The organism is Aquimarina aquimarini (genome assembly GCF_900299535.1).
Lineage (GTDB): Bacteria > Bacteroidota > Bacteroidia > Flavobacteriales > Flavobacteriaceae > Aquimarina > Aquimarina aquimarini.
In genome coordinates this window covers 202387-212824 of sequence record NZ_OMKE01000007.1, presented here as the reverse complement: position 1 = coordinate 212824, position 10438 = coordinate 202387, and the positions used below count along the sequence as shown (strand labels likewise).

Below are 10438 nucleotides of genomic sequence, written 5' to 3'. Positions count from 1 at the left end.
TTGTCACCCCAGTGTATACTGAGGTCCAGTGCGGAGCAACAATCTCTATATGGATTCAACCCTGCGCTGGAAGGACAAGCAGAACGCATCATACTAATAAACGAACTGTCACCCCAGTGTATACTGAGATCCAGTATGGAGCAACAATCTCTATATGGATTCAACCCTGCGCTGAAAGGACAACCAGAACGCATCATACTAATTAACGAATTGTCACCCCAGCGTAGACTGGGCTTTATTATGGAGCAACAATCTCTATATGGATAACCCTGCGCTGGAAGGACAACCAGAACGCATCATACTAATAAACGAACTGTCACCCCAGTGTAGACTGGGGTCTATTATGGATCAATCCAATCAAAATCTACTAAATGCCCTAAATTATCAGTTGTTGTCTTATCAAGGTTTGACCTTAAATATTTCCCGTTCCTTCCGTTAACTACAGCTACGTTTTCTCCAATAGTCCAATTAGCTGTGACATAATTCCAAACCCAAGTTGTAGCAGTATTACCTTTTATTTCTAATAACTTAATTGCATCACTTTTTGTTTTTTTTATTGCTCTCGAAATCGTCTTTTCTGCTACACTATGAAAAGCATAATGAGTTATAATATTGTTTGAATCTTTCCAAACTCCTGATATTCTATATATAGCCATATTTAAAATAATTTAATAGTTTATTTTATCTAAATTTTCACATTTCTTATCTCCCCTAATCTTCCCAACCACAAAGGGTTCTGCCTTCTTCTTTGGCTTCTTCTAGGGATACCTTATATATGTAGGTAGAACATTTACTTAAGCCTCTACAGTGTTTGTGATAATGATATCTTTTGCTGTGTGGGCCGTTGCAGATATACACTTCTTTATCTGCATTTATAATAGTAGTAGCGGGTGTCATTATTGCTACTAGGAGCAGGTGAATGATTAGTTTACTCATGGGGTTGTTTTATTAGTTACAATTGCATCCTTTACCAACTATCCATTGGCAGCAAGAGTCTTGTTTACATTGGTTTTTGTTTTTTCCTGAGCATCCACAATTGGCTGTAGTTGGGCAATTACTTACCCGATCCGTCAAATGTTCGCAGGCAATCCCATCACTATCATGGTCAAGGTCATTTCTACATTCAGGGTCTGCATCAAAAGCTGCTTGTGCTTCTTGTTGGGATCTATAATCTTCGCAGTTGGTATCAATACAGTGTGTTACTACTGATTCTGGTGTTGAACAGGCATTAGTGATTAATAGTACTAGTATTATGACCAGCCAAGGTTTTATAGAGCATGGATTTTTCATTTGAGTGTATTTGTTGGTTACGGTAGTTATTAAGGCTATAACAGGAGTATCACAAATAGGCTTAGATTAATACCAATCAGCATGATAAACAGCAGTAAACAGCCTTTTCCTTTCTTAAAAGATTTTCTGTAGGATAGTCCAGAAATTCCTGTTTTCACAGAATATCCTCTGGAACTTATGGTTCCTATTTTGGATCGATAACTGGGATAAACTCCTGATTTACTAATATTGATTCCTAGTCTTTTTCCTAATTTGATACGTTTATAATACCTAAAAGCCATATTTGTTTTTTTTAAAAGAAAACAAAGGTTGCTCAGAAAGCTATGTTTTCTACCCCTGCATAAGAGCAACCTTTGGTATTCACAATTAACTCACAACTCTTATTGTTGTATCAAGTGTTTCTGCTATGGGAGCATTCTTTTTTACTGACTCAATCCCATTGTCTCTGGCTGTTTTGGTAGTATACATCTCGCTCTTACCAATAGCTTCTCCGTTGGTAGCTTTTAGTGTAAAATAGAACTGTCCGTTTTTAGCTTCTTTGCGATCGTATTGTTCGTCTATTTGGGAATTGTTTTTTACAGACTCTATCCCTCCTTTACAACCTTGTTTTGTAGTATACATTTCACTACTTAAAATAACCTGACTGTTACCTGCATGTAGGTTGAAATAGTACTGATTGTTCTTGTCGCTTTTGTGAATTTTGAATTTTTGATTACTCATTTTTTCTTATTTAAATTAGTTTATAATATTTGATTCAAAATTCGTAGATAATCACAGGCTAGACAATCGTTACAACCTAGTATATGACATCCTCAGAATTGAGGATTTTTTTTCAGAAGAGTACTATTATAAACGAAATGTCTATTTGAATACTTCTTATGTAGTGGAGTGAAAAATATATTGAGAACCCATGGTATAAATATAAAACCGCAAAATGATAAATGTAAAATTCTAAAATGAGAGCCTCTCTCTATCTCATTCTCTGTCCTCTCAACGCAGGCTGGGAACCAAGGAGTACTCATTGCGTTGTGATAGATTCCAGTCTACACTGGAATGGCAAACGATACTATAAAAAATAACAAACACCCAATATCGAATCATTCTGGTTCTGTTTGATTAAGAACCCCAGATTTAACATTTTTTATGAATTTAAGGTTTGATTTGGAACAGTCATTGATTCTTTATGACTAGTATTCTTTTTAAAATTCAATACGATGTCAGTAAATTCGAAATCTATATTCCTAAGAAATTGTAAAGGGATATCTTCTATATCAAAATGCAATCCTACTTCGGTCTTTGGTATTATAATCGTATTGGTCTGTACAATACAGATAGCTATCTACTCTATAATCAACAAAATGATTACTCCTTTTTGGATCAAACATACTCTGAGGTTTATTGTATGTTTTAATGTTTTAAAAACATTATTTCTTACCCATAGAAAAAGAGATCGCTACACACCTCTCTTTGTTTACTACAACACACATACTCCCTAAGAAAACGAGCTTTTTAGGTCATTTTTATCAAAAAAACACCAAAACTGACCTAAGACGAGAAAAAACGGCATCTAAGATGCCGTTTTTTCTCGTCTTAGATGCCATTTTTTTTGCTCTAAGAAGGCGTTTTTTGGTCGCTTAGACCTCAAAAAATCGCTTCAAAAGAGGCTTTAAATTCACCAAAAACACAGGGTTTTACAGGTTTTTTTATAGCTTTTTTTAATGTAATTTTCTATCATAACAAAGAGAAAACTAGATATAAATCAGTTGGTGATTGCTGGTAACTACCATAGTATTTGGAGGGGATAGATATGCTTTTTTTTGCGTGTCTATGACTCCCAAAAATGTTTTATCCTGCTCTATAAATAGGTGCCTCAGTTTTTTTACATTTACCGAGGTAGTTATATTGAGATTGGCTAATGTGGTGTTTTGAATACAGTCTCCTTTGTTTTCAAAAAGCGCATAAAAGAGGTTTGATATATTTGGGTTTTTTATACAGCTACCTATAATTCTGGCATCTATCAATTCTTTATAAATGATCTCATCTCCATTGATTTTATCTTGTATAATTTCTGCATTCTGCTCGTCATTGATTTCTGCAATGGTATGTACCTGAGGTGCCATTTTTTCTATATGAAAAACGGTCATCACTGTTCGCAAATCAATATCTTTATTCGTATCATGCTCTCTGGATTCTGCAAATACGATTGCATTTTTTGCTTTGGAAATATTTACTTTTTCCAAACTTTGGTATTCTGTATAATCTGCATTTACATAGATGACACCTGAGATATCTTCTATTGGCTTTGTAGTAATTAGCACCACATTATTATGATTTCTTCTGTCTTTTAGCAGATCTTCTATAACATTTTGTGAGGATTTGGTACATCCACATAATACGGTATGATCTGTAAGATTTAGTTTTTGAATTTTTCCTGAGGTTAGTGTATCCATAACAAGTTTGATTTTATTAATAGTGATTGAAACAAAAAAACCGAAAATGGCCATATTAGAGAACAGTAGCAATCCTGACAAAATTTTACCCGTATTCGTCGTTGGGGTATCATCCATCAACTCTACTGTTTTTAATGCATATACCAGACTATCTGTATAGGATGAAAATGTTTGGCTACCAGAGGGATTTTCTGATATATACAACCCAAATGTGGTAGTCAATAATAAGACTGCTGTTGCTACAAAAAATATAGAGAAGACCCTGTTCTCTTCTCGCATTCCTCTTAAAATAATAACCAGTTTATGCATATCCCTGATAATTCTGAATGCTTTAAAAAGTCGTATTACCCGAAGTAATCTTAAATATTTAAGCATTCTAAAGGTCTTAAAATAATGTACTGCTGGTAGGATTGCCAAAAAATCAATAATAGAAGACCACCTAAGCATCCACCTGGCTTTTTGATTTATAGCATAAAAGATTCCTTTTTCTTTACAATCTTTTCTAAAATGACTACAGATATAAAAACGTGCGAGGTATTCTATTATAAAAATTATGATAACACAATGATCAATAATGGTCAGCTTATATGACAGCTCCCCCTTGATACTTTCTATACATAGTAACAGAATAGAAGTAAAAATAACTAATGTTATAAACAGGTCTACCAGATATCTTCTAGGGTTTTTATCACTCGATAACCAATAGTATAAAAACGATTTTATTTGCATAATCGATAGTGCCTATTAATATTTATTGTGTATAAAGTCTTGTATTACTTTTTCTAGATGTGCGGGTTTACCTGTTCTTTTTATTTTGAATTTTTGAGCTCCCATTTCTTTAAACCAATTGCTCCAGTAATAGCTTATAATTTCTTCTGCATTGCTATTCTTGCTTTCGTGCCTATCGATTCCCAGAACAAGAATTTCAAGATTCTTCAACATGGGTTTTTCGTTCCATAAAATCCCCATATCCCTTTTTTCTATAAAAGTCTCCCAATCAGGCATATTCAAAGTAGGGTGTGCTAGTAATTTTTGATTGATATAGGTGGTTCTATTTTTATTCTTTTGTTTTTTGTCTTTATGGTATAAATACCCATCGGTAAGGATGATTAGTATATTTCTATGACATTCTTCTATACAATAGCCTGTTACATCGTCTTTAAAAAAACGCCAAATATCTGCTCCCTTTTTGGTGTGTGAGGCTTCATCTGCCCACTTATATAATTTAGGAGGAAGCTCTTTATAGCTCTTTTCTATTGATTGTATGGTGGCTGTATTGGTTTTTCTGGTAATCCCAAACTTGAGCTTAGTAATAATCTCATCGGTTTTATCAGGTGATGGGTCGGGCTCAAAAAAGACTTGTAAGTGATCTTCTAATAGAATTGATTTTTTCTGCATCACATGATTTTTGAATATTCTAGAAATACTCTGTATATGTTTTAGATCATTTTCTCTTTGGTTAGGATATCCTATTCTGTCTGACAAATCGAGTAACACACTTATATTAAGGTTGTTTCTAGTGTTTTTACATATAAAATCAGGGATTCCCCCCTTATTAGCAGAAACAACACGAGCTTCTGCTATAAGTGTATCATTTGTCTGTGTATTGGTACAACTACTTAGTAGGAATAGGGTTGCAATGGTGGGTATAATTATAGTTTTCATCTGTTTGTATGTTATGGGTTATAGTACTGTGGTATATATTTTATTCTGGTAGTCGTCTGCCTCCAGATCGAGGGATTTGATATGGGATTGATAGACGACTCCGCACTCTTCTAGCAGGTTTATTTTTTCTTCTTGCCCCATTGGTAGTTCTGCCGCAATATATTTTTGCCACCCTTTTAGGTAGGCTATCGCAAATACTTTATAGTTCTGAATAGGAAGAATGAATCCTTCTATAATACATGCTAGTTCTTTTAATCTTACCTTATAGGTTTCGCTCTCTTCTTCTAGATTGTCTAACTTTTGTTTTGTTTTGCCGAGTAATTTATTTTTCTGTTTTACTTTTTCCTGGTGATTTTTTCTAAAAAACTGCATGGTATCTCTTTTTGCATTTTCTATCATTACCGTATCAAATACAAGCCCCCATATAAAGTAGGAGACAAATCCAGCAAAGATGATCAGCCAGAAAGTAGGGCTTTCTAATGCCATGCTAATAGTAAACTCTGGAGATTCTGGTGTTTTGTTAAAGTTGTATTCTTTTTGATCTATGAGATATGCAAGGATTACATCAAAAGATAGGGTGATGATAAGTAGCGCGCCTACCTTGATATAACTACTGATCTTATTTTGACTCCAGAACATATGGATCAGATATCCTAGAGAGAAGAATACAAAGGGAATCAAAATCACAAAACCAGCTTCCATCCACCCTGCTTCAAATGCTCTTTCTATTGCTTTGGGTTCAAAAATGGTATGAAAAAGACTGATATTAGGATCAAAAACTTTGAAAAATGAAGAGTATGCAGTAGAGATATAAAAGATAAATATATAGGCACTCAATGGGATCAGAAATACCAACCCCATCCATAATTTTATATTGGATTTTGGTTTTATTTCTTCTAGCGTTTCTGGATTTTTTATAGCCAGTATACTTTCTTGGTGGAGTGCATTGATTTGAGATTGTAAGCTATCTTGTTCCTGAGTTACCTTTTTGATTTCTTCCTCTTTGTGCGCTAGTTTTTCTTCTAGGCTTTCTGTCTCTGTTATATAAGGTTGTTTTAATTGCTGTTGCTCAAAGCCATCTGCTTTTATTTTGGTAAAAAATTGTTCGTATAGTGTTTCTAAAGAGGCTTTGAGATTGGGGGTTCTACCACCACATGCTTTTGAGTCTTCATAAGCTACCGATGCCTGATTGGTCTTATCTATCGGATTTACTGCTACTCCGTTTTTTACTTCTGTAATTTCTTCTTTCTTTTTGGTTAGTTGTTGTAATAGTTCCATGAGTATTTATTTTTTTATGATGTATTATGGTTTTTAATTAGGGCGGGGATACTAATTTGGTAGTTATACCATTTACACTTTGAATTTACCGCAATAAAATTCTCTTTTTCGCCTATGCTTCAAAATAAAAACTAACCATAGCTATAGCTATGCTAACTTTTTCTTCTTTGCATAAACAAAAAAATAGCTGATTTTCTTTTTACAGTAAATTCAAAGTATAACTGGTATTATACCTAATAGATTCTATCTCTATCATATGTGCGGATCGTTGGTTTTTTATGCGCTACTTTTTCTTTGCGTTTGCGCGGATAAAAATCAAACAGAAATAAAAAGGCTACGAATAGGTCTACCCATATCCATTTGTTTTTTTGATATAGATATATGGGTATAAAGGGGTTAAAAAGTATTCCTATAATGACAAACACTGCTCCCCATGCATATTCTTTTTGGATGCTACTGCGTATAATGATTAATATAGCTCCTAAGGCTACTATGATTCTAAGAAACATATAATACGAGGCTGGGAGGTAAAAGAGGGCTATTATTAAGAAGCAGGCACATAGCAACGAACTGTATTTTGTGATCATATCCTTTTGTTTTTGGTTTATAAAAGAGCTTTTTTTAATGCTTCATTAATGACTCTCAGCGAGTCGTCTATTTGTCGGTCCCACTTCATAAAAGAAATTTGTTTCTGTATCTCGAATTCTTTTTCGAGTCGTTCTTTTAGTATAATCAGTTGTCGCTTTTTATTGATCTGCATTCCTTGGGTGGTAGGAAGTACACCTCCCACATTTTCTGGTGTAAAGGGTGGGATATATATGGGAATGTGCTTTTGAGTAAGTATCCATGTAGCCCCCATCTCACAAAGACATATTTTGCTATCAAAAAAATGTTGAGATAAGACAAACAAAACCAATGTATCTCCCTGTAATTCTTCTTTGAGCACTTTGAGGTAATCTGACCCTAGTGGGGTTCCATACCCCTCATAAGAACTACAAAAAATCTGATGACTTCCTATCCCTACTCTTTCTAGTACATTGATAATCTGTTGTACATAAATCAAGTCTTCTTTTGAGTGACTAATGAATATTTTTTTTGGCTTTACTGGTTGAGGTGGTGCCGTTGTTGTTTGTGTTATTGTTGTCGGGGGGGCAGACGATACCATCAATGGCCTAATCTGTTCTGCTTTTCGTATTGCTTGCAATATCTGGTCTTCTTGCTGTTGTAATATCTTGGTGATCTGTTGTCTCTTTATCGGTATATCATCTGGTATAGGTACTCCATATCCCTTCATCTTTTTTAGGAGTTCATCGGGTTTGTATTTTGCAAATGTATAGAGTGATATTTCTTGTGACAGGTTCTTTTTTTCTAGCGTATTCATAAGTGTTAGATTTATAAAAAATAGGTTTTTAATACTTTTTTTAAGGAGACAGGGATATTATATGTCTCTATAAGGCACAGTACTTTGAGAACTGTATTTGCCTTTCTTTTTACGATATCTCTTTCTAATTTGTGTTTATAATATTTTACAAGAAGCCATTCTGATAGTATAAAAGAGAGTACTCCTGTAATGATGAGTGTTTTTACTCCTACTTCCATATGGATATTGAATCCTAAATATTTAAGGGTATGAGTAATTGCCATCGCTCCTGTTAATCCGCTACATTCTTTTACAATCTCATACAACAACTGGGGAATGCCTACTGCGAGAATCAGACTAATCCATTTATAGGATATACGTATGTTTTTCATCTGTTTATATTTTGTTATGAGTGTATTGGTTACAATTGCTTTTTGTATACGAGATCCCAATAGAATTTTCCTAGTGTCGTGAGTTTACATGTCTTGTTATCTTTTGCGGCATTATACATAAACAAAGTACCTACAGGGGTTAGTAATCCATTGGTATGAAACAGTCGTAAGTGTGACATGATCTGCTCAAAAACCTCATTTCTGGGTTCCATACTTTCTTCATATAGCGGACTTAGTTGTAGTGCTTCGTCTTTTTGTTCAAAATACAGTGTTAGTTTTCTAAGAATCTGTAATGGTACTTTTGGCGGGCAGTATCGCAGGGGAGTCATCTTGGATACATGCGTTTTAAAAATGGGGCGTTGCTCCCATGAATTCAGTAATTGATCGGCAAAATAATAGGTACCTGCTACGGTTATATTGCCCAAAATATCAGAAGCTCCTCCATTCATCGCCTCATAGATGATCGAGGTAAATAATCCCGATCCGTTTCTTTCTACTGCAAACTGTGTATCTCTACTGGCAGTGAGAATAGAGACTCCCTCCCGAAGTACTACTTTTCTGTTTCCAAACTCAATGAGATTTCCCATATTCCCACTGTAACATGCATCGAGCATAATGATTGCTTCTTTGACCTTGGAGCTATTTGCCATATTGATGATCTCTTGTAGCGAGACCCCTTCGTTATATTTATGGGCATCCTGAGTTACCAGATAACTTCCTACCTCTGTGCTTGCTCCATGTCCCGAAAAATAGAGAACCGCTATTGCTGCTTCTTGATTAAACAGGGTATGGATATGCTTTTTGAGTTTGGCTATTGTGATTGGGTATTTTGCGCCTTCTGAACTTACCAGCAACTTACAATCAAAATTTGGTGAGCCATCTGCATTAGTAGCTAATACAGTATTCATTTTTTCGGCATCTTTGATACATCCTTTTAGCGGGGCATTGGTATAATGGTTAATACCTACAATTAGTGCTCTTCTCATAATAATGGATAGTTTTATAGTATGTTGATGTCTTCTATTAATTCTGAAATAGAAACGGGGTGTAATCGTATAGCATCCTGATCAGATGCTTCTGTAGAGAAATGATTATTCTTGGTTCCGAAGGTTTCTTTTTCAAACTTCATCAAATCCATAAATACGGTTACATCATCTGACCAGTCTTTGATAAACATATTTCCTTTTTGCTTTTTGATATGTATCCCTGCATTGGCATGCAGATTCATCAAACTACTAGATTGTAGCCCTTGTACTTCTCCTGCTAGTGTAAGTTCTGATTCATTACTTTTGGATTGTATGATCAGCGCTTTTTGGGCGGTCGTTACCGAGGTTACCAAATAGGTATCTTCCCATAGCATTTTTTTTCCTTTGGCATTGATTTCGTTTTCTAGAGCGGTGATGTCTTCTAGAGATGTTTTGGTACAATTAAGGGCAAAAAAACAGATGGCTCCTTCTGCCGATAGTTTGATTTGCAATTCTCCGTTTGCCTTGGGTAGTGCATTGTTGGCTAGGTCTGCCTGTGCTTTCGTTCCAAAATTAAACTGAACGGCTTTTTTACTGGTAAACCGATAGCTATCAGGGCTTTCTGATTGCCTGACTTTTGGCTGTCCTATTCTTAGGTTTTTAAGACTGGTAATCCTTTGAAAACTCCCTAACGGAGCTGTTTTATTAAGTAATCCTCTTTTACCAAAAGGAAAAGTAAGTATGTCTCCTACTGCCACGTCTTCTCCTGGCAGATATACTGCTATTTTTCCTAATTCGCGGGCTACCTCTTTTGAATATTCTATCTGTAAACTTTGCATTATAAGTATGATTAGTTATTTACACTTACAAAGTTGAGCTTATAAAAGCTCCTGTAAAACAGCAGTATTATGGAAATTTTATCCTCAGAACTGAGGATATTTATAGCATGTATTTTATGGATTCATGCTTGGGCTGGAATAGCAAAACCCCATAAATAAACCCCAGTGTGTACTGGGGTTATAAATAAAAAATATTATC

The 10438-nt window shown here is 34.8% G+C and carries 14 protein-coding genes; 1 reads left to right on the top strand and 13 read right to left on the bottom strand.

The features are described from left to right. On the top strand, positions 1-206 hold a 206-nt coding region (locus tag DG508_RS03270), incomplete at its 5' end, for a hypothetical protein (protein ID WP_159090637.1). Between the two features lie 135 nt (positions 207-341). Here DG508_RS03270 and DG508_RS03265 read toward each other — a convergent pair. The 13 genes from DG508_RS03265 to DG508_RS03205 all read right to left on the bottom strand — a co-directional run bounded on the left by DG508_RS03265 (position 342) and on the right by DG508_RS03205 (position 10239). Continuing rightward, positions 342-656, bottom strand: a complete 315-nt coding sequence (locus tag DG508_RS03265) for a DUF3892 domain-containing protein (protein ID WP_108866758.1) — start codon at positions 654-656, stop codon at positions 342-344. Between the two features lie 55 nt (positions 657-711). After that, complete coding sequence (locus DG508_RS03260) at positions 712-936, bottom strand: hypothetical protein (protein WP_234418163.1); 225 nt, start codon at positions 934-936, stop codon at positions 712-714. A 12-nt stretch (positions 937-948) separates the two neighbouring features. Beyond that, complete coding sequence (locus tag DG508_RS03255) at positions 949-1290, bottom strand: excalibur calcium-binding domain-containing protein (RefSeq protein ID WP_108866757.1); 342 nt, start codon at positions 1288-1290, stop codon at positions 949-951. Positions 1291-1325: 35 nt separating this feature from the next. Further along, positions 1326-1571, bottom strand: a complete 246-nt coding sequence (locus DG508_RS03250) for a DUF4236 domain-containing protein (protein WP_108866756.1) — start codon at positions 1569-1571, stop codon at positions 1326-1328. 85 nt (positions 1572-1656) lie between these two features. Beyond that, positions 1657-2010: a YegP family protein gene (locus tag DG508_RS03245; protein ID WP_103865716.1), complete on the bottom strand. Its 354-nt coding sequence runs from the start codon at positions 2008-2010 to the stop codon at positions 1657-1659. Between the two features lie 1028 nt (positions 2011-3038). Further along, positions 3039-4469, bottom strand: coding sequence for an ion transporter (locus DG508_RS03240; protein ID WP_108866755.1), 1431 nt, complete (start codon positions 4467-4469; stop codon positions 3039-3041). 15 nt (positions 4470-4484) lie between these two features. After that, positions 4485-5405 carry a hypothetical protein gene (locus DG508_RS03235; protein WP_108866754.1) on the bottom strand — a complete coding sequence of 307 codons (921 nt, stop codon included), beginning with the start codon at positions 5403-5405 and terminating at the stop codon, positions 4485-4487. An 18-nt stretch (positions 5406-5423) separates the two neighbouring features. Continuing rightward, on the bottom strand, positions 5424-6683 hold the full coding sequence (locus DG508_RS03230; protein WP_108866753.1) for a hypothetical protein: 1260 nt from the start codon (positions 6681-6683) through the stop codon (positions 5424-5426). A 233-nt stretch (positions 6684-6916) separates the two neighbouring features. Beyond that, complete coding sequence (locus DG508_RS03225) at positions 6917-7270, bottom strand: DUF6804 family protein (protein WP_159090636.1); 354 nt, start codon at positions 7268-7270, stop codon at positions 6917-6919. Between the two features lie 17 nt (positions 7271-7287). Further along, positions 7288-8064: a toll/interleukin-1 receptor domain-containing protein gene (locus DG508_RS03220; RefSeq protein WP_108866751.1), complete on the bottom strand. Its 777-nt coding sequence runs from the start codon at positions 8062-8064 to the stop codon at positions 7288-7290. A gap of 11 nt (positions 8065-8075) precedes the next feature. After that, the gene (locus DG508_RS03215; RefSeq protein WP_103865710.1) at positions 8076-8435 is read right to left on the bottom strand and encodes a hypothetical protein; all 360 of its coding nucleotides are present in this window, start codon (positions 8433-8435) and stop codon (positions 8076-8078) included. A 29-nt stretch (positions 8436-8464) separates the two neighbouring features. Beyond that, positions 8465-9421 (bottom strand): caspase family protein, encoded by a 957-nt coding sequence (locus DG508_RS03210; protein WP_108866750.1) that lies wholly within the window; start codon positions 9419-9421, stop codon positions 8465-8467. 14 nt (positions 9422-9435) lie between these two features. Next, the gene (locus DG508_RS03205) at positions 9436-10239 is read right to left on the bottom strand and encodes a hypothetical protein (RefSeq protein ID WP_108866749.1); all 804 of its coding nucleotides are present in this window, start codon (positions 10237-10239) and stop codon (positions 9436-9438) included. Between the last annotated feature and the right edge of the window lie 199 nt (positions 10240-10438).

Coding starts and splice junctions, on each gene's coding strand:
- DG508_RS03225 (WP_159090636.1), bottom strand. CDS start 7,270: ATGATCACAAAATACAGTTCGTTGCTATGTGCCTGCTTCTTAATAATA.
- DG508_RS03255 (WP_108866757.1), bottom strand. CDS start 1,290: ATGAAAAATCCATGCTCTATAAAACCTTGGCTGGTCATAATACTAGTA.
- DG508_RS03210 (WP_108866750.1), bottom strand. CDS start 9,421: ATGAGAAGAGCACTAATTGTAGGTATTAACCATTATACCAATGCCCCG.
- DG508_RS03260 (WP_234418163.1), bottom strand. CDS start 936: ATGAGTAAACTAATCATTCACCTGCTCCTAGTAGCAATAATGACACCC.
- DG508_RS03205 (WP_108866749.1), bottom strand. CDS start 10,239: ATGCAAAGTTTACAGATAGAATATTCAAAAGAGGTAGCCCGCGAATTA.
- DG508_RS03220 (WP_108866751.1), bottom strand. CDS start 8,064: ATGAATACGCTAGAAAAAAAGAACCTGTCACAAGAAATATCACTCTAT.
- DG508_RS03250 (WP_108866756.1), bottom strand. CDS start 1,571: ATGGCTTTTAGGTATTATAAACGTATCAAATTAGGAAAAAGACTAGGA.
- DG508_RS03240 (WP_108866755.1), bottom strand. CDS start 4,469: ATGCAAATAAAATCGTTTTTATACTATTGGTTATCGAGTGATAAAAAC.
- DG508_RS03215 (WP_103865710.1), bottom strand. CDS start 8,435: ATGAAAAACATACGTATATCCTATAAATGGATTAGTCTGATTCTCGCA.
- DG508_RS03235 (WP_108866754.1), bottom strand. CDS start 5,405: ATGAAAACTATAATTATACCCACCATTGCAACCCTATTCCTACTAAGT.
- DG508_RS03265 (WP_108866758.1), bottom strand. CDS start 656: ATGGCTATATATAGAATATCAGGAGTTTGGAAAGATTCAAACAATATT.
- DG508_RS03230 (WP_108866753.1), bottom strand. CDS start 6,683: ATGGAACTATTACAACAACTAACCAAAAAGAAAGAAGAAATTACAGAA.
- DG508_RS03245 (WP_103865716.1), bottom strand. CDS start 2,010: ATGAGTAATCAAAAATTCAAAATTCACAAAAGCGACAAGAACAATCAG.